General features: G+C 70.3%; 18 protein-coding genes. 7 read left to right on the top strand and 11 right to left on the bottom strand.

The features are described 5' to 3' along the window. Nucleotides 1–41 precede the first annotated feature (41 nt). The 5 genes from mmsB to AC2DGY_RS05670 all read right to left on the bottom strand — a co-directional run bounded on the left by mmsB (nt 42) and on the right by AC2DGY_RS05670 (nt 5936). Nucleotides 42–1262 carry a multiple monosaccharide ABC transporter permease gene (mmsB, locus tag AC2DGY_RS05690; RefSeq protein ID WP_484508731.1) on the bottom strand — a complete coding sequence of 407 codons (1221 nt, stop codon included), beginning with the start codon at nt 1260–1262 and terminating at the stop codon, nt 42–44. A gap of 21 nt (nt 1263–1283) precedes the next feature. Then, nucleotides 1284–2810, bottom strand: coding sequence for a multiple monosaccharide ABC transporter ATP-binding protein (mmsA, locus tag AC2DGY_RS05685; RefSeq protein ID WP_484508730.1), 1527 nt, complete (start codon nt 2808–2810; stop codon nt 1284–1286). Nucleotides 2811–2876: 66 nt separating this feature from the next. Further along, a complete protein-coding gene (chvE, locus tag AC2DGY_RS05680) occupies nt 2877–3947 on the bottom strand; it encodes a multiple monosaccharide ABC transporter substrate-binding protein (protein ID WP_484509976.1) in 1071 nt (356 codons plus the stop codon). Nucleotides 3948–4037: 90 nt separating this feature from the next. Beyond that, nucleotides 4038–4772, bottom strand: a complete 735-nt coding sequence (locus AC2DGY_RS05675; RefSeq protein WP_484508729.1) for an L-ribulose-5-phosphate 4-epimerase — start codon at nt 4770–4772, stop codon at nt 4038–4040. Between the two features lie 117 nt (nt 4773–4889). Then, nucleotides 4890–5936, bottom strand: a complete 1047-nt coding sequence (locus AC2DGY_RS05670; protein WP_484508728.1) for a LacI family DNA-binding transcriptional regulator — start codon at nt 5934–5936, stop codon at nt 4890–4892. 84 nt (nt 5937–6020) lie between these two features. Here AC2DGY_RS05670 and AC2DGY_RS05665 point away from each other — a divergent pair, with 84 nt between their 5' ends. Further along, nucleotides 6021–6578 (top strand): hypothetical protein, encoded by a 558-nt coding sequence (locus AC2DGY_RS05665; RefSeq protein ID WP_484508727.1) that lies wholly within the window; start codon nt 6021–6023, stop codon nt 6576–6578. Here AC2DGY_RS05665 and AC2DGY_RS05660 read toward each other — a convergent pair. Further along, nucleotides 6562–7887 carry a M20/M25/M40 family metallo-hydrolase gene (locus tag AC2DGY_RS05660; RefSeq protein WP_484508726.1) on the bottom strand — a complete coding sequence of 442 codons (1326 nt, stop codon included), beginning with the start codon at nt 7885–7887 and terminating at the stop codon, nt 6562–6564. The two genes, AC2DGY_RS05665 and AC2DGY_RS05660, sit on opposite strands and share 17 nt — an antisense overlap. Nucleotides 7888–7921: 34 nt before the next feature. Between AC2DGY_RS05660 and AC2DGY_RS05655 the strand changes: the two genes are divergently transcribed. The 5 genes from AC2DGY_RS05655 to AC2DGY_RS05635 all read left to right on the top strand — a co-directional run bounded on the left by AC2DGY_RS05655 (nt 7922) and on the right by AC2DGY_RS05635 (nt 13141). Then, on the top strand, nt 7922–8905 hold the full coding sequence (locus tag AC2DGY_RS05655; protein ID WP_484508725.1) for a Gfo/Idh/MocA family protein: 984 nt from the start codon (nt 7922–7924) through the stop codon (nt 8903–8905). 20 nt (nt 8906–8925) lie between these two features. Then, nucleotides 8926–9789: an NYN domain-containing protein gene (locus tag AC2DGY_RS05650; protein ID WP_484508724.1), complete on the top strand. Its 864-nt coding sequence runs from the start codon at nt 8926–8928 to the stop codon at nt 9787–9789. A gap of 282 nt (nt 9790–10071) precedes the next feature. Continuing rightward, nucleotides 10072–11010, top strand: a complete 939-nt coding sequence (locus tag AC2DGY_RS05645) for a substrate-binding domain-containing protein (RefSeq protein ID WP_484508723.1) — start codon at nt 10072–10074, stop codon at nt 11008–11010. Nucleotides 11011–11084: 74 nt separating this feature from the next. Beyond that, nucleotides 11085–11876: an ATP-binding cassette domain-containing protein gene (locus AC2DGY_RS05640; protein ID WP_484508722.1), complete on the top strand. Its 792-nt coding sequence runs from the start codon at nt 11085–11087 to the stop codon at nt 11874–11876. Further along, nucleotides 11873–13141 carry a sugar ABC transporter permease gene (locus tag AC2DGY_RS05635; RefSeq protein ID WP_484508721.1) on the top strand — a complete coding sequence of 423 codons (1269 nt, stop codon included), beginning with the start codon at nt 11873–11875 and terminating at the stop codon, nt 13139–13141. Before AC2DGY_RS05640 ends, AC2DGY_RS05635 begins: the two co-directional genes overlap by 4 nt. Before the next feature lie 18 nt (nt 13142–13159). Here AC2DGY_RS05635 and AC2DGY_RS05630 read toward each other — a convergent pair whose 3' ends face one another. From AC2DGY_RS05630 to AC2DGY_RS05615, 4 genes are all read right to left on the bottom strand, one after another. Continuing rightward, entirely contained in the window at nt 13160–13852 is a 693-nt protein-coding gene (locus AC2DGY_RS05630; protein ID WP_484508720.1) for an NAD-dependent deacylase, read from the bottom strand. Then, on the bottom strand, nt 13849–14484 hold the full coding sequence (locus tag AC2DGY_RS05625) for a hypothetical protein (protein ID WP_484508719.1): 636 nt from the start codon (nt 14482–14484) through the stop codon (nt 13849–13851). Before AC2DGY_RS05625 ends, AC2DGY_RS05630 begins: the two co-directional genes overlap by 4 nt. Nucleotides 14485–14515: 31 nt before the next feature. Continuing rightward, entirely contained in the window at nt 14516–16039 is a 1524-nt protein-coding gene (locus AC2DGY_RS05620; protein ID WP_484508718.1) for an ATP-dependent DNA ligase, read from the bottom strand. Between the two features lie 64 nt (nt 16040–16103). Next, nucleotides 16104–16517: a DoxX family protein gene (locus AC2DGY_RS05615; RefSeq protein ID WP_484508717.1), complete on the bottom strand. Its 414-nt coding sequence runs from the start codon at nt 16515–16517 to the stop codon at nt 16104–16106. 115 nt (nt 16518–16632) lie between these two features. On the opposite strand from AC2DGY_RS05615, the gene AC2DGY_RS05610 reads away from it, so the two are divergent. Next, nucleotides 16633–17919: an endonuclease/exonuclease/phosphatase family protein gene (locus AC2DGY_RS05610; RefSeq protein WP_484508716.1), complete on the top strand. Its 1287-nt coding sequence runs from the start codon at nt 16633–16635 to the stop codon at nt 17917–17919. 15 nt (nt 17920–17934) lie between these two features. On the opposite strand, the gene AC2DGY_RS05605 is transcribed toward AC2DGY_RS05610, so the two are convergent. Then, nucleotides 17935–18627 carry an LLM class flavin-dependent oxidoreductase gene (locus AC2DGY_RS05605; protein ID WP_484508715.1) on the bottom strand — a complete coding sequence of 231 codons (693 nt, stop codon included), beginning with the start codon at nt 18625–18627 and terminating at the stop codon, nt 17935–17937. Between the last annotated feature and the right edge of the window lie 13 nt (nt 18628–18640).

Raw genomic sequence — 18640 nt, 5'->3', positions numbered from 1 at the left:
CCCGAGAACCCCGCGGACGGGTTCTCGGGGGGTCGGGATGCTCAGTTGCCGGAGCGGCGCTTGTTGTACACGTCGAACGCGACGGCCAGCAGCAGCACGAGGCCCTTCACGGCCTGCTGCCACTCGATGCCGATGCCCATGATCGACATGCCGTTGTTGAGCACGCCGATGATGAGGCCGCCGATGATCGCGCCGCCGATCGTGCCGACGCCGCCCTGCACCGCGGCGCCGCCGATGAAGGCCGCGGAGATCGCCTCCAGCTCGAAGCCGGTACCGGCTCGAGGACCGGCGAGGTTCAGGCGGGCGGTGAAGATCAGGCCCGCCAGCGCGGCCAGGACTCCCATGTTCACGAACAGCCAGAAGTCCACGCGGCGCGTCTTGATCCCCGACAGCTCGGCGGCGTGGCGGTTGCCGCCGATGGCGTAGATGTGCCGGCCGAAGACCGTGCGATTCATGACCACTCCGTAGACCATCACCAGCACCGCGAGGATGATGAGGGTCACGGGGATGCCGCGGTACGAGGCGAGAGAGTACATGAAGAACGCGATCGCGGCCGAGATCAGGGCGAGCTTGGCGACGAACCACAGCAGCGGCTCGACCTCCTGACCGTACTTCTGCCGGCCGGCCCGGGTGCGCCACTGCTGCACGACGAGTGCGACGATCGCCACCGCACCGATGATCAGCGTGAACACGTCCGGTTCGGTCTCACCGAAGATCCCCCCGAGGAAGCCGTTGCCGATTGCGCGGTATTCCGTCGGGAACGATCCGACGTTGGCGCCGTCCAGGACGATCAGCGCGAGTCCGCGGAAGATGAGCATCCCCGCCAGCGTCACGATGAACGCCGGAATCCCCACGAAGGCGATCCAGAAGCCCTGCCACGCGCCCACGAGCGCACCGATCAGGAGCGACAGCAGGATCGCCAGCCACCAGGGCATTCCCATGCGCACGGCGAAGACGCCGGAGAGTGCGGCGACGAAGGCGGCGACGGAACCGACGGACAGATCGATGTGTCCCGCCACGATGATCATCACCATGCCGATCGCCAGCACGAGGATGTAACCGTTCTGCACGACCAGGTTCGAGATGTTCTGCGGTCGCAACAGGATGCCGTCGGTGAGGATCGCGAACAGGGTCACGACGGCGAGGAGGGCGATGAAGATGCCGTTCTTGCCCAGGTCCGTCAGGACGTGCGTGAACCAGCGCGTGAACTTGTTGTCGGGCGGATTGACCTGTGCGCCGACGGCCTCGGTGTTGTTCGTCATTGATGTGTCTCCCGGCCCCCGTCAGCGGGGGTTTTCCATGGTCATGAGCTTGAGGACGGATTCGGGTGTGGCTTCGGAAACGGGCACCTCACCGGTGATCCGCCCCTCCGACAGCGCGTACACGCGGTCGGAGATTCCGAGGAGCTCGGGCAGTTCGGACGAGATGACGATGATGCCCTTCCCCTCTGCGGCCAGCCGGTTGATGATCGTGTAGATCTCGTACTTCGCTCCCACGTCGATGCCGCGCGTGGGCTCGTCGAGGATCAGCACATCGGGATCGGCGTAGATCCACTTCGACAGCACGACCTTCTGCTGGTTACCGCCGGAGAGCTTGCCGGTTTTCACGAGCACGTTCGGGGCCTTGATGTTCAGGTCGCGCCGGTACTGATTGGCGACCTTGAACTCCTCGTTGTCGTTGACGAGCCCGGCCTTCTCGAGCTTGCGCAGCGACGCCATCGAGACGTTGCGCTTGATGTCTTCGATGAGGTTCAGACCGTACGTCTTGCGGTCCTCGGTGGCGTACGCGAGGCCGTTGTCGATCGCCTCGGACACCGTGCGGGTCTTGATCTCCTTGCCGCGCATGAACACCTTGCCGGAGATGCGCGTGCCGTAGCTGTGGCCGAACAGGCTCATCGCGAACTCGGTGCGGCCGGCGCCCATGAGCCCGGCGATCCCGACGATCTCGCCCGCCCGGACGGTGAGCGAGACCTTGTCGACGACGACGCGGGCGGGGTCCTGCGGGTGGTGGGCCGTCCAGTCCTCCACCCGCAGCAGCTCCTCACCGATCTGGGGCTCGTGATCGGGATAGCGGTGCTCGAGGTCCCGGCCCACCATGTCCTTGATGATGCGGTCCTCGGTGACCTCGGCCTTGGCCATCGTCTCGATCGTCTTGCCGTCGCGGATGACCGTGACGCTGTCGGCCACGCGTTTGATCTCGTTGAGCTTGTGACTGATGATGATCGAGGTCACGCCCTCCTCCTTGAGTTGAAGGATGAGCTCGAGCAGATGCGCGGAGTCGTCGTCGTTGAGGGCGGCCGTGGGCTCGTCCAGGATGAGGAGCTTGACGTCTTTCGACAGCGCCTTGGCGATCTCCACCAGCTGCTGCTTTCCGACGCCGATCTGGTTGATCTTGGTGGTCGGATTGTCGCGGAGGCCGACGCGCTTGAGGAGGGTGGCCGCCTCGAAGTTGGTCTTGTTCCAGTCGATGATCCCGGCCCTGGTGCGCTCGTTGTTGAGGAAGATGTTCTCGGCGATCGACAGGTACGGGCTCAACGCCAGCTCCTGATGGATGATGACGATGCCTCGCGACTCGCTGTCGCGGAGGTTGCGGAAGGCCACCTCATCGCCCTCGAACACGATCTGGCCGTCGTAGGTGCCGTGGGGGTACACCCCCGACAGGACCTTCATCAGAGTCGACTTGCCGGCACCGTTCTCGCCGCAGATCGCGTGGACCGCGCCGCGCTCCACCGCCAGCGTGACGTTCGAGAGCGCTTTGACGCCCGGGAAGGTCTTGGTGATGCCTCGCATCTCGAGGATGTTCTCTGTCATCGTGCTCCCTCTCCCACACCCCGGCCGGACGGCTGACGCCGCCCGGCCGGGTTGACCGCGTGCGGTCTAGCCGTTGATCTCTTCCTCGGTCCAGTACCCGGTGTCCACCAGGGTCTCCGTGATGTTGTCCTGGACGACGATCACGGGGTCCAGCAGGAAGGACGGGACGACCTTCGTACCGTTGTCGTAGTCCTCGGTGTTGTTCACGTCGGGCTCTTCATCGTTCAGGAGCGCCACCGCCATGTCCACGGCCACGTCAGCGAGCTCACGCGTGTCCTTGAAGATGGTGGCGAACTGCTCGCCCCGCTCGATGGCCCGCACCGAATCGATCTCGGCGTCCTGGCCCGAGATGACGGGCCACTCGTCACCCACGCTGTAACCGGCGTCGGTGAGGGCGGAGATGATGCCGCGCGAGATGCCGTCGTACGGAGAGAGCACCGCGTGGACGGTGGTGCCGTCGGAGTAGCTCGCGGTGATGATGTCTTCCATACGGCTCTGCGCCGTCTCACCGTCCCAGCGCAGCGTCGCAGCCTGCTCGATCTCGGTCTGGTCCGACTGGACCACGAGCGTGCCGGCGTCGATGAAGGGCTGGAGCGCGTCCATCGCGCCTTCCCAGAAGAAGAACGCGTTGTTGTCGTCCAGCGAGCCGGCGAAGAGCTCGATGTTGAACGGCCCGGCCGGCGCGCCCTCGATCGGCGTGCCGTCGAGCTCGGTGAGGCCGAGACCGTGGAGGACCGACCACGCCTGCTGCTGACCGACGGTGAAGTTGTCGAACGACGCGTAGTAGTCGACGTTCTCCGAGTCGAGGATGAGGCGGTCGTACGCGATGACGGGGATGTCGGCGTCGGCCGCGGTCTGCAGCACCTCGGAGAGCGTGGTCCCGTCGATCGAGGCGACGATGAGCGCCTCGGCTCCCCGGGTGATCATGTTCTCGATCTGCGACACCTGGGTGGGGATGTCGTCCTCGGCGTACTGCAGGTCGACGGAGTAGCCCTGGTCCTCGAGCGCGGCCTGCACGGCTTCGCCATCCTGGATCCAGCGCTCGGAGCTGCGCGTGGGCATCGCCACGCCGACGAGCCCTTCGTCGCCGCCGCCGCCTCCGCTGCCGGTGCCTCCGCCGCTGCAGGCGGAGAGCATCAGGGCGCCTGAGGCGACTGCCACGAGGAGTACCTTCTTAGCCTTCACTGTGTTTCCTTTCGTAGGACTTCGTCGTCTCGGTCGCGGTGTTCAGTTGTGCGTCTGCTGGCCGTAGACGTTCTGATAGCGGTCGAACAGCTGATCGATCGCCTCCTGCGGGAGGGGGATGAGCTCCCCCGCCTGCCGGGCGTAGTGGATGGTGCGCGCGACGTCCTCGAGCATCACGGCGGCTTTGACCGCATCCCGCGCGCTCGAGCCGATCGTGAAGGGCCCGTGGTTCTGCATGAGCACCGCGCGCGAACGGTGATCGCGGAGCGTCTCCACGATGCCCCGTCCGATGGAGTCGTCGCCGATGATCGCGAACGGGCCGACCGGGATCGGACCACCGAACTCGTCCGCCATCGCGGTGATAACGCATGGGATCTCCTCGCCCCGGGCCGCCCACGCCGTGGCGAAGGTCGAATGCGTGTGCACAACGCCGCCGACCTCTGGCATATTCCGGTAGACGTACGCGTGCGCCGCGGTGTCGCTGGAGGGCGAGCGATCGCTACCCGGCGTCCCCGGGATCACGGTGCCGTCCAGGTCGCAGAGGATCATGTTCTCCGGAGCCAGTTCGTCGTAGGAGACGCCCGACGGCTTGATGACGAACAGGTCGGCGCCCGGTACACGCGCCGAGACATTCCCACCCGTCCACACCACGAGGCCGGAGCGCACCAGTTCGGCGTGCAGTGCCGCCACCTCGGCGCGGGTACGGGCGATGGCCACCTCGGTCCGGGCTCCGACCACGTACGGGTCGTGGCGGTCGGACTCCGTGCTCCGGCTCATCCCGCTGGACTCCTTCGTCTGCTTTCGAACCGTCATGTGACCGTTCACATCGGGACACTATAGCCACCTCGGTGACCGCCGTGTCAACTCCCCGCGGTCTCGTTCCGGTAACGGCTGCTACCAGCCGACGGCCGGGCCCGTCGATTCCCGCACGACCAGTTCCGGCAGGATCGCCCCGCTCACCGGGTCAGCCGAGGGGTCTGCCTCGCCCAGAAGCAGGTCGACGCAACGGCGGCCGAGTTCCGGGAAGTCCTGCCGCACGGTCGTCAGCGGCGGGGAGAAGTGCGCGGCCTCGGGGATGTCATCGAACCCGACGATGCTGATGTCGCCCGGCACCTCGAGACCCTCCTCCCGAATGGCGTGCAGCAGCCCGAGCGCCATCTGGTCATTGGAGGAGAAGATCGCCGTAAAGTCGCGCACACTGAGCAACTCCCGCCCGGCGTGGTACCCGAAGTCGGCCGTCCAGTCGCCGAGGATCGGGGCCGTGGTGGGGATGTCCTGCGCCGACATCTCCTCGAGGAAGCCCCGCATGCGCGCCTCCGCCTCGACCCAGTCCTGCGGACCGGCGAGGTGATAGATCCCGCGATGACCCAGCTCGATGAGGTGCCGTGTGGCCAGGCGTGCGCCGGCGATCTGGTCCACCGACAGGGTGTGGCCGGCATCGACCTCGGTCGACTGCAGCGTGACGTAGGGCAGCGCCAGGTTCTGGGCGGCGATCGCCCGGATCACCCGCACCTGCGGGGCGATGACCACGAGACCCTCGACCGACTGGGCCATGAGGTGCGCGAGGCCCTGGGAGATCGAGTCGGGGTCGCGCGGCTCGATGTTCGCGGTGCTGACCCAGTATCCGCGCGCGCGGGCGGCGGCCTCGATCGCCGCGATGCTCGAGGCCGGCCCGTACTGCGTGCTCGAGGCGGCCAGGATCCCGATCGTCTGCGAACGGGAGGTCACGAGGGCACGCGCGGCGCGGTTGGGCCGGTACTGCAGCTGCGCCATGACGTCGAGTACGCGCGCGCGAGTCTCCGGGCGGATGCTGGGGTGGTTGTTCAGCACGCGGGAGACCGTCTGGTGCGACACGTCCGCCAGACGCGCGACGTCGCGGATGCTCGGGCGACGCCCGTTCGCGTCCTCGCTCATCGCGCCTCCGGCACTGGTCCGTGGCATCCTGCCAGTGCATGTGACTGTCACACGACCGCGGATCGCCAGTCGGATTCTGTCACACGAGCGTCACATGCTTACACTGTGCCCGTGTCCGGATTCGCTCGGTTCCTGCCGCTGAGCCAGCAGGAGCCTGCCGACGAGGCGGCCGTGTCCAGCGACCGCCGGGCAGCTGTCGCCGACGTGGTCGACCGCGCGGCTGTCCTGATCGCAGCATCCGGGGGTTCCGCCTCCGGGGCGGCAGAGTCTTTCCTCGACCTCGCGGGTTTGACGGACGAGGCGGCGCTGGTCTCGGCGGCCGACCCCGCCGAGCTGTTGCGCGCGATCGCGGCCCGCGTGCGCCACGATCGACGCCGCAGCATCCGCGGGCTGGCCGCGGCTGTGCGCGCGCTGCTCGTTCTCGCGCGGGATCTGGACCGTGACGCGGGGCTGGATCCACTGCTGGCCGGCGCGGCGGCGCTGTATGCCGCCGGCTCCGCGCCCGCCGACCGGCGGGCCGTGGTGCGGGGGCACACCGTGCGGGCGATCGACGCGGAGTGGGCCTTCGGGCACGGGCCGGTGCTGGAAGGCCGCGCCAGCGATATCGCCGCGTTCCTCCTGGGGGTCTCCGACGATCCGCCGCGCCCGCCGGTCACCCCGCGAGGATGAGCTCGCGGTAGAAGCCGATTCCGCGGAGCCAGACGTCGGCGCGGATGCGCTCGTCGTGCGCGTGCAGCGCATCCCGCTCGGGGCGGGAGAGCCGGAACGGCGTGAAGCGGTAGACCGTGTCGCTGAGGCCGGTGAACCAGCGGCTGTCGCTGGCGCCGAGTTGCACGTAGGGCAGCGTCACCACGTCTGCGCCCAGGGTGGAGCCCACCGTGCGCGAGAGCCGGCGCCACGACTCGCCCCGCCACGGCGAGACCGGCGAGGGTTCCGAGCCCTCCTCCAGCTCGATCTCCACGAGCGGATCCGCGATCGCGCGGCGGAGGTGCGCGGCGGCATCGGCGAGGCTGTCGCCGGTGAGCAGGCGCACGTTCACCCACGCGCGGGCTGTCGTCGCCAGGACGTTGCGTCCGTGCGCGCCGGCGAGCTCGGTCACCACCGCCGTCGTCCGCACCAGCGCGTTGGTCTCGGGGCCGAGCGCGGAGAGCACCCGCGTGAGCACCGGCGCGAGCGCACCGGAGGACGCGAACACCGACCGCAGCGGCTGGGGCACGTGGGGGGCCGCGGTGGCGAGCATGGCCCGGACGGGAGGCGCGAGCCGGGGCGGGAACGGGCGCCGGCGGATGCGGTCGATCGCCCGGGCCAGGCGGGCCGTGGCCGGCATGCGCGGCGGGGTGGAGGCGTGTCCCCCCGCTTCCCGCGCCGTGAGGACGAAGGTCGCGATGCCGCGCTCGGCCACGCCGATCATCGCCGCCGGCGCCGCGAGACCCGGGAGGACGTCCTCCACCACCGCTCCGCCCTCATCCAGCACCAGACCCGGCCGCACGCCCCGATCGCGCAGCCGTGCCACGATCGCCTGCGCACCCGTGCCGTGGGTCTCCTCGTCGTGGCCGAAGGCGAGGTACACGTCACGGGGCGGCGACACCCCCTCGCCGAGGAGCCCCTCGACGGCTTCGAGAATGGCCACGAGGGCGCCCTTGTCGTCGATCGCTCCGCGGCCGTGGATCTCGGCGTCCGCGCCCTCCCCCACGATCTCCGCCCCGAACGGCGGATGCTGCCACTCCTCGGCGACGACCGGGACGACGTCCTGGTGCGCCATCAGCACGAGCGGTTCGGCGTCACTCGCACCGCGCCAGCGGTACAGCAGCGCGCCCCCGCCGAGGATCTCGCGCTCGAGCCGCTCGTGGACGAGGGGGTACAGCCGCTGCACCGCGGCCCGGAACTGCTCGAAGGGCACGACGTCCGTCCGTGAGGCGTCGGCGCGCGAGATCGTCGGGATGCGCAACAGCGCGCGGAGGCGGTCGGTCGGGCTCACGCGACGAGCCTACGGCGGCCGATACGCTCTCCTGATGAGTCGACTTCGCTGGGGAATCCTCGCCACCGGTGGCATCGCCCGCGCGTTCACCGCCGATCTGCGTCTCGCGGGCCTCACCGTCTCCGCCGTGGGGTCGCGGACCGCGGCCTCGGCCGAGGCGTTCGCGCGGGAGTTCGCCATCCCGCGCGCGCATGGCTCGTACGAGTCGCTCGTTTCCGACCCCGATGTCGACATCGTGTACATCGCGACGCCGCATCCCGCACATGCTGACACTGCTCTCCTCGCGCTCCAGCACGGCAAGCACGTGCTCGTCGAGAAGCCCTTCACCCTCAACGGCGCCGAGGCCGAGCGGATTCGGGAGGTCGCCGAGCAGCGGGGCCTGGTGGCGCTGGAGGCGATGTGGACCCGCTATCTGCCGCACATGGTGCGCATCCGCGAGATCGTCCGCGCCGGCACGATCGGCGAGGTGCGCGCCGTGACGGCCGACCACACCCAGAGGATCACGGCCGACCCGGCCCACCGGCTCAACGATCTCGCCCTCGGCGGCGGTGCGCTGCTGGATCTGGGGATCTACCCCATCTCGTTCGTGTGGGACATGCTCGGTGCGCCCACCTCGGTGACCGCGCGTGCACGCTTCGCCGAGACGGGGGCCGACACGGAGGTCGCGACCGTCTTCACGCACGCCGGCGGCGGGATCTCCACGACCCTGTCCTCGTCGCGGGCGGTCGGGTCGAACACCGCGGTGGTCATCGGCACCGAGGCCCGCATCGACATCGACCGGGTCTGGTACTCCCCCACGTCCTTCCGGGTGACCGCCCCCGATGGCACGGTGCTCGAGCAGTTCGAGACCCGCATCGAGGGCCGGGGCATGCAGTTCCAGGCCCTCCACGCGGAGGAGCTCGTCTCATCCGGCCGCCTGAGCGGCGACATCCAGCCCCTCGCGCAGTCGGTCGAGATCATGCGCACCCTTGACGCCGTGCGCGCACAGATCGGTCTGCGGTACCCCGGAGAGCGCTGAGACGCGTCAGACTGGTCCTCATGCCCGACACCCAGAACGCCCGCGTCGCCGTCTACCTCGACTTCGACAACATCGTGATGTCGTGGTACGACCGGGTGCACGGGCGCAACGCGTATGCGCGCGATCGGACCAAGATCGCCGAGAAGCCGACCGAGCCGGACATCGTCGAGCGCCTCACCCAGGCGACCATCGACGTCGGCGCGATCATCGACTACGCCGCGTCGTTCGGAACGCTCGTCCTCACCCGCGCGTACGCCGACTGGTCATCGCCGGTCAACGCCGAGTACCGCACGCAGCTGGTCGCGCGCGCCGTCGATCTCGTGCAGCTGTTCCCCGCCGCCGCGTACGCCAAGAACGGCGCCGACATCCGGCTGGCCGTGGATGCTGTCGAGGACATGTTCCGCCTCCCCGACCTCACCCACGTCGTCATCGTGGGCGGCGACTCCGACTACGTCCCCCTCGCCCAGCGCTGCCGGCGCCTCGGCCGCTACGTCGTGGGGGTGGGCGTGGCGGGGTCCACGGCCAAGTCGCTCGCCGCGGCCTGCGACCAGTTCGACGCGTACGACTCGCTGCCGGGCATCGCCGTCCCCACGCCCGAGAAGAAAGACCCGTCGCCGTCCCGCTCGCGCGCCCGCAAGCGCACGAGCGACCCCGGCGCCGACCTCCTCGAGCGGGCCCTCCGGCTCGGCGGCGATCGCGACGAGAACGAGTGGCAGCACGCCTCGACGGTGAAGAGCCTGATCAAGCGACTCGACCCCGCGTTCAGCGAGAAGGCCTACGGGCAGCGGAGCTTCTCCGACTTCGTCAAGGCGTACGGCGAGGTCGCGGAGACCGACGAATCCGGCAACGTCGTGCTCGTACGGCTCGCTCCCGCGAAGGGCTGACCTCCCTCCCGCGCAGCGAAAGTTGCGCAGTGTTTACCGAAACGTGACCTCCGAACCGATGCGCTGAGCGGCCGGTGAGGTGCATCCTTTCAGGGCCGCGTCCACGGGGCGTAGGCGTTTCGGAAAACACCTCACACCAATGGAGGGTGAGAAATGAAGCGAAGCTCGTCGTCTGCCGTGGTAGCGCTCTCAGGCGCTACGGCGCTACTGCTCGCGGGATGTGCCGGGTCGGGGGGCGGGTCCTCGGACGGAGGCGGAGGGGAGGCGGCCGACCGGGCCTGCGTGATCCTCCCGGACGCCGCCTCGTCACCCCGCTGGGAGAACTTCGACCGCAAGTACCTGCAGGAGGGCCTCGAGGAAGCAGGCTTCGACGTCGACATCCAGAACGCCCAGGGCGACACCAACAAGTACTCGACCATCGCCGACCAGCAGCTCACCCAGGGCTGCGGCGTGATGCTCCTCGTGGACTACCAGGGCGCTGCCGAGGCCGTCGCCGCCAAGGCCACCGCTGAGGGGATCCCGGTCATCGCCTACGACCGCCCGTTCGAGGGCGCCGACTACTACGTCTCCTTCGACAACGTCGAGGTCGGACGCCTCGAGGGCCAGACGGTGCTCGACGGACTCCAGGCCGCCGGAAAGGACCCGGCCACGGCGGTCGTGGTCTACATGGGCGGTGACCCCACCGACGGCAACGCAGCCATGTTCAAGGAGGGTGCCGCCGAGGTGATGGAGGCTGCGGGCATCACCGCGGCCGCGGAGCCCCCGGGGGTTTGGGACCAGGGCGAGTCGCAGACGAACTTCGAGCAGGCGCTGACCTCGCTCGGCGGCGCGGTGGACGGCGTGTGGGTGGCCAACGACACCAACGCCGCCGGGGTCATCAAGGTGCTGCAGGACAACAACCTCACCGGCGTGGCCGTCTCCGGCCAGGACGCCAACGTGGCGGGGCTGCAGAACATCCTGCTCGGCTGGCAGACCGCCACGGTGTACAAGCCCGTCAAGGAAGAGGCCGACGCCGCCGTCGACGTGGCCGTGGCTCTCCTCAGCGGCGAGACGCCCGAGGCCGACCAGGAGCTCGAAGACGGCACGCCGTACATCGCCGTGACCCCGCAGCTGGTGGGTCCGGAAGAGGTCGTCACCGTCGTCGAGGCCGGCGACGCGGACGCCGAAGAGATCTGCGCGGGCGACGTCGCCGCCGCGTGCGCCGAGTTCGGGGTGCAGTAACACTCCCCCTTCGGGGCGCCGCGTCTCCGGGCGCGGCGCCCCCTCTCTGTGTGACGGAAGACAAGGAAGCGGGAATGGCACAACCGATCATCGAACTGTCGGGCGTGAAGAAGTCGTTCGGCCCGGTCAGCGTCCTCAAGGGCATCGACCTGAAGGTGCACGCCGGGACGGTGACCGCCCTGGTGGGCGACAACGGCGCCGGCAAGTCCACCCTCATCAAGGGCCTGGCCGGTGTGCAGCCCTACGACGAGGGCGAGGTCCTGATCGACGGAGTGCACCGCGACCTGCACACGCCGCGCGATGCCGCAGGCCTCGGCATCGAGGTGGTCTACCAGGACCTCGCCCTGTGCGACAACCTCGACATCGTGCAGAACATGTTCCTCGGACGGGAGGAGCTGTCCACCGGCACCCTCGACGAGGGACGGATGGAGCGCGAGGCCTCGGACACGCTGCGATCCCTGTCGGTGCGCACCGTGAAGTCCGTGCGCCAGAAGGTGGCGTCGCTCTCCGGCGGCCAGCGCCAGACGGTGGCGATCGCGCGGGCGGTCCTGAAGAAGGCCCGCGTGGTGATCCTCGACGAACCCACCGCCGCGCTCGGGGTGGCCCAGACCGAGCAGGTGCTGCACCTCGTCCAGCGCCTCTCGCAGCAGGGGGTCGCGGTCATCCTGATCAGCCACAACCTCGCCGACGTCTTCGCGGTGGCCGACGACATCGCCGTGCTGTACCTGGGTCAGCTGGTGGCACAGGTGAAGGCGAAGGACACCACCCGCGACGACGTCGTGGGCTACATCACCGGCACCAAGACGCTCACCGGTGCGCCGCTGCTCACCACCGACACGATCACCACTCCAGGAGACCCGGCATGACCACCGTCACGAACGCGTCGCCGGACCCGCTGGCCGGCGACCTCATCGGCAGCGGCGTCGAAGGGGGCCTCCGCGACCAGGTCGCCGCATGGTGGCAACGGGTCCGCTCCGGCGACATGGGAGCTCTCCCTGCCATCGGCGGACTGGTCGTTCTCGGCGTGTTGTTCTCGACGCTGAGCCCGTTCTTCCTCACCGAGCGGAACTTCGCGAACCTGCTGAACCAGGCGGCCACCCTGGTCATGCTGGGCATGGCTCTGGTCTTCGTGCTGCTGCTGGGCGAGATCGATCTGTCGGCCGGAGTCACCGGCGGCGTGGCGATGGCCCTGTTCGTGGTGCTGAACAGTCAGTTCCAGGTCAACTGGGTTCTCGCCCTCCTGATCGGATTCGGCGTGGGCCTGGCCACCGGGGCTCTGATCGGGTTCTTCGTCGCGCGCGTGGGGATCCCGTCCTTCGTGGTGACCTTGGGCCTGTTCCTCGGGTACCAGGGCCTGGCGTTGCTGATCATCGGTGACGGCGGCCTGTACCGGTTGCAGGTTCCCGAACTGCTCGCGCTGCAGAACGGCAACCTCCCGGTGTGGGGCGGCTGGGTGATGCTGGCGGTGATGCTGGCCGTCTCCGGCGGCATGTCCTTCTGGGACCGGGCTCGCCGCACCAAGGCGGGCGTCCCCAATCGAGCGATCTCGCTGGTGTGGATCAAGCTGGCCGTCATCGTCGTCCTCGGCGGCGTCTTCGTGGCGATCCTCAACCAGGACCGCGGGCAATCGGTCGTCGCCGTACAGGGCGTGCCGATCATCGTCCCGGTGACGCTGACGATCCTGTGGCTGGGCACGTTCCTGCTCGATCGGACGAGGTTCGGCCGCTACATCTACGCCATCGGAGGAAACGCCGAAGCGGCGCGTCGGTCGGGTGTCAAGGTGCGCTGGGTGAAGTGGTGGGCGTTCGTGATCTGCTCCACGCTCGCGGTGGTCTCGGCCCTGTTCAGCGTCGCGCGGGTCGGCTCGGTGGATGCGACGGTCGGACGCGACATCGTCCTCAGCGGTGTCGCGGCGGCCGTCGTCGGCGGCGTGAGCCTCTTCGGGGGCCGCGGACGCCTCATCCACGCCGCGATCGGCGCACTGGTGATCGCCGTGATCACCAATGGGCTGGGGCTGCTGAACCTTCCCGCCGGCATCAACCTCCTCGTCACCGGCGGCGTCCTCATCCTCGCCGCGACGGTGGACGCCGTGTCGCGCCTGCGCGCCGGCGGATCGTTCCTGCGAGGGTGACCGGCTGCCCGGCAGCGGTCAGGGGCGGGTGAGGGTCTCCTCGACCCACTCCGGCACGACGACCGTCGCCGGGCCGGTCCGCACCTCGTCGAAGGGCACCGGCGGCGCGCTCGGCACGAGATTCAGCTCCACGGTGCGGGCCCCGTAGGCCCCCGCCAGCGCCGCGTACCCGGCGGCGGGGTAGACCTCCCCCGATGTGCCGATCGACACGAAGACATCGCAGCCGGTCACGGCGTCCTCGATACGGTCGAGCTCGTAGGGCATCTCGCCGAACCAGACGACGTCGGGCCGGAGTGCCCGCGCACCGCAGTGCGGGCACTCCGGCCGCCCGCGCAGGTCGCCGTCCCAGGGCGTGCGCGCGCCGCAGCGCGCGCACAGGGCCACGGAGAGTTCGCCGTGCATATGGATCAACCGCGTCGTGCCCGCGCGCTCGTGCAGGTCGTCGACGTTCTGGGTCACCACCAGCAGGTCGTCACCGAGCGCGCGTTCGAGCTCGGCCAGTGCGCGGTGGGCGGCATTGGGGAGGGCGGATGCTGCGGCGCGGCGACGCGCGTCGTAGAACGCGAGCACCGTGTCGGGGTCGCGCTCGAAGCCTTCGGGCGTGGCGACGTCGGCGATGTCGTGTCCCTCCCACAGGCCGCCGGGGTCGCGGAAGGTGGCCAGGCCGCTCTCGGCCGAGATGCCGGCGCCCGTCAGCACGACGATCCTCATGATGAGGCCTGCGGACCGGGTGCGTCCACGTGGTCGAGCACCCGGTCCCACACGTGAGGCAGCGCCAAGCGCCCGTCGAGGGTGTGCAGGCCTTCCCGGGACACGACGTCGGCGCGCGCGGACGGCAGCTGCGCGGCGAACCACCGTGCGCTCTCCGCCGGCGCCGCCGCATCCTGTGCCGCGTTGATGACGAGGGTGTCGGCCGTGACGCGCTGGAGCGCTGCGGCCATGAGGTCTTGCGCAAGAGGGCTGTCGGGGAGGGGGACGGCCACGAGCGCCAGCCGCTGGACGAGGGTGCCGAGGGCGGCGGCCAGCGACACGGCGAACATCGCCGCGGCGCGCTCTCCCACCAGGCTCACCACACCGCCGGGAACCTCTTCGGGCAGGAGCGCGAGCACCTCGGCGGCGGTGGATTCCGCGGTCGTCTCCCCGCCGAAGGTGGGCGGGTCGTCCAGCTCCGGCGCGTCGACCTCGATGAGGAGGAGCCGGATGTCGTGCTGCGCCGTGACGGCGGGGGCCGGATCGACCAGGGCGAGCGCACCGGTGCGGACGATCATGACGGTGCGGGCGGCCGCGGGGGGTCCGACGCTGCGGTATTCGATCCCGAACGCGGGTCCCTGAGCGCGGGTCATGCCGCCATCCTGACAGAGCGCGCGGGATGCGTCAGCCCCGCAGCATCCCCCGCAGTCGCTCGATCGAATCGGCCTCCACGGGGCGCTTGTCGGGCCGATAGGCCTTGACCCGGGCGAAGCGCAGCGCGACTCCGCCGGGGTAGCGCGTGGATCGCTGCACGCCGTCGATCGCGATCTCCACGACAGTGACCGGCTCCACGTGCACGGTGTGCGCGGTGCGACGCGTCTGGATAGTGGGGAAGTGCGCGGTCTGCCACCGCAGCAGCTCGTCGGTCAGGCCCTTGAACGTCTTGCCGACCATGACGAACCCGCCCGGCTCCCCGTAGGCGCCGTCGGGGTCGTAGGCGCCCAGGTGGAGATTCGACAGCCACCCCGCACGCCGTCCCGAGCCCTGTTCGACGGCGAGCACGACGAGATCGAAGGTATGCACGGGTTTGATCTTGATCCAGGCGGTGCCGCGACGGCCAGCGACGTACGGCGCGGCCAGATCCTTCACCATCACGCCCTCATGCCCCGCGTCCAGCGCCGCTCCGGCGAAGGCCTCACCCGCGGCCGGGTCGTCGGTCACGAGAACCGGCACGCGCCACGGCGCGGCGACGCGCTCAAGCTCGCCCTGACGGACCGACAGCGGCTCGTCGAGCAGGTCGCGGCCGTCGACGTGCAGGAGATCGAAGAACCAGGGGCGAAGTGCGACCTCCCGCGCGGCGTCGGCGCCGAAGCGCGCCATCGTGTCCTGGAACGGGCGTGGCGCGCCGGACTCGTCGAGCGACAGCGTCTCGCCGTCGAGGATCAGGTCGGTGGCCGGCAGCGCCCGCACGACCTCGACGATCTCCGGCACGCGTGCGGTGACATCGGCGAGGCTGCGGGTGAACACCCGCACGTCGTCGCCCTTTCGATGAACCTGGACGCGCGCACCGTCGAGCTTGTACTCCACGGACGACATGCCCGTCGCCGCGACCGCGTCGCCGACGGTGGCGGCGGTGCTGGCCAGCATGGGAAGCACCGGCCGCCCGACGACGAGTCCCACCTCCGTGAGCGCCTCCGCGCTCTCTGTCAGCGCGATCCGGGCGGTCTCGCCCAGGTCGCCGGAGAGCATCGCGGCCCGCCGCACGTCGGCGGCGTCCCGATCGGCGGCGCGCGCGATCGCGTCCAGCAGCACGCCCTCGAGGGCGCCGGTGCGCAGTTCGCCGAGCATCACCCGGACGAGGAAGTCCCATTCGTCGGCCGTCGCCCGCCCGGCGAGCGTCTCCAGTGCGTGCGTCCGCCGCGCCGCGGATCCGGTGCCCGAGGTCTCTGCGATCTCGGTGAACGCGGCGTCGACGTCGAGGATCTCCAGGAGCGGCGCATCCGCGTGCGACACCGACAGCCCGGCGAGTCCGCGCCAGCCGACGCCGAGCCGGCCCTGACGCGGGGACGCCGTGAGGATCCCGACGGCGGGCAGGATCTCCGGGGGTTCCAGCCGCGCGAGCAGCTCGGCGAGCGCCTCGATCTTCGTCGACCGCGACCGGGTGGCGGTCACGACCGAGGCGGTTGCCACGACATCGGCGAGCAGCATCCCGGCATTGTCGCACCGGGCTCCGACATGGCGTCCACCCGAAGCGGCGGAGCGGCCGGGGTGGTCAGGCGCCGACCGAGGGACGGGTCGCCCACAGCGCCCACACGACGAGCACAGGCTGCAGGAACAGCCGGATGAAGCGTGCCCGATCGGTGCGGAGGCCGGGAGCCGGGCGCCCGGTGCGCCACTGATGCACGTTGCCGGGGAACACTGCGACGAAGAACGCGGCGATGGCCACGCCCACGCGCGTCCGCTCGCGCGGCAGTCCGACGACGGCCGCGCCCAGTGCCATCTCCGCCGCGCCCGAGGCCACGACGATGGCGTCCTTGTCCATGCCGAGCGCCCGCGGCGCCCAGTCGGGCACGACGATCCGGTACCCGCGCCGGCCCCACGTGAGGTGGGAGGCGCCGGCAGCGACGAGGAGCGCGCCGAGCGCCCACCGGGCGGTGGAACGCAGCGCGCGCGAGGAAGGGGACATGCCGCCAGTGTTCCACGGACGGCACCGTCACCGGCCTGTCACCGCGTGTTCTCCCGCCGGATGCGCGCCGGCCGTAGCGTGGTGCGTGCTTTCGTCCCCCCGCGAAGGAGCATCCATGACCACAGTCCGTGTACCCGCCCTCGCGGCCGGAGCGCTCTCGACGGCCCTCGTCCTGGCCGCGATCGCCGCCCCCGCCGGCGCCGCCGAGCCCGCCGCCCCCGCCGGGGCCGCCGAGCCCGAGTCGGCCTCGGCCGCCGGCTTCCTGCAGAAGGAGCCGTTGCGCGTGGCGACGTTCAACGCGTCACTGAATCGCTCCGCGGCCGGCGACCTCGTGCGCGACCTGTCCACCGGCGACGATCCGCAGGCGCGGACGATCGCCGAGATCATCCAGCTCGCCGACGCCGACGTGATCCTCCTCAACGAGTTCGACTACGCCGAGGGCGCCGTGGACCTCTTCCGCGACAACTATCTCGAGGTCTCACAGAACGGGGCGGCGCCCGTCGACTACCCCTACGCGTTCGTGGCTCCCTCCAACACCGGCGTGGCCAGCGGCTTCGACCTCAACAACGACGGCACCGTCGGCGGAGGTGACGACGCGTGGGGGTTCGGAACGTACGAGGGGCAGTACGGCATGGTGGTGCTGTCCACACACCCCATCCGCACCGACCAGGTGCGCACCTTCCAGCACTTCCTCTGGCGCGACATGCCGGGGGCGCTCCTGCCCGACGACCCGGCGACGGCGGCGCCCGGCGACTGGTACACCCCGGAGGAACTCGCCGTCCTGCCGCTGTCGAGCAAGTCGCACTGGGACGTTCCGATCCGCGTCGGCGCACACACCGTGCACGTGCTCGCCTCCCATCCCACTCCGCCGACCTTCGACGGCGCCGAAGACCGCAACGGTCGACGCAACCACGACGAGATCCGGTTCTGGGCCGACTACATCTCGCCCGGCCGGGGCGGGTACATCCGCGACGACGAGGGAGGCCGGGGTGGTCTGCGCGGCGCCTCGTTCGTCGTGGTCGGGGACCAGAACGCCGACCCCCGGGACGGCGACTCGGTGGATGCCGCCATCGATCAGCTCCTCGGGCACTGGCGGGTGCGCGATCCGCGGCCCCGCTCCGACGGAGCCGTCGAGGCTGCCGTGCTCCAAGGTGGTGCGAACGCCTCGCACGCGGGTGATGCCGCCCGGGACACGGCCGATTTCGCCGACACGGCTCCGGGTAACCTCCGTGCGGACTACGTCCTTCCGTCGTTCACGCTGCCGATCGCGGATGCCGGTGTGTTCTGGCCGGTGCAGGACGATCCGCTGTCGGCGTTGGCGGGCGTCTTCCCGTTCCCCGGCAGCGACCACCGCCTGGTGTGGGTCGACCTGCGCGTGCCGCTCGTCAGCTTCGGCCGCTGACGCGCGCCCCGGCGCTCACGCCGGCCGCGTGGCCGCGACGAAGGAGAGGTACGCCTCGAGGTCGTCGGCGGCGGTCACTGCGCGCAGCACCACGTCGCCGGCGCGCTCGTAGGCCGGCAGGCCCGCGCGAAGGGCCTCTTCGTCGGGGAGGGCGGTGGCGACGGGATCGACGCCCATCCGGGCGAAATGCGCGGCGTAGTTCGGGAAGGACGCGTATCGCGCCGCCTCGGCCTCGAGGCGCCCGCGCGCAGCCGGGTCCACGGCCGTGCGGACGTAGATCGTCACCCGCGCGTCGGCGGAGCGGGCGCGCGCCTCAGCCGCCTGGCGGCGTCCGGCATCCGCCGTCACCCAGGTGAGCAGGATCCCGTCGCCGCGCTCGGCGCCGAGCCGCCGCATCCGGGGCCCGAGCGCGCCGACCACGATGGGCGAGGAGACGCGGCCGCGGAGGATGTCGATGGCCTCGGTGACGCGGTGAAGAGCCCCCGCGCGGGCGGCGCCGGACCCGATGCCCAGCACGAGGCGATCCTGCGGAAGGTCTGCCGCCAGCACCTCTTCGGCGATGGTACGGGCCGGGCGTCTGTCCACGGGCACGACCCCGGTGGCCAGCGTGAGGCGCTCGGTCGTCCGCGCAGCGGCCGCCAGGGCGGCCAGCGCGTCGCCGTCCGGCGTGTCATTGACCCACAGCGCCGCGAACCCGGCTTCCTCCACCGCCGGTGCCAGC

The organism is Microbacterium sp. Z6_144, assembly GCF_057197625.1.
Note: the sequence above shows the minus strand (reverse complement) of the source record. Positions and strands in the feature narration are given on the sequence as shown.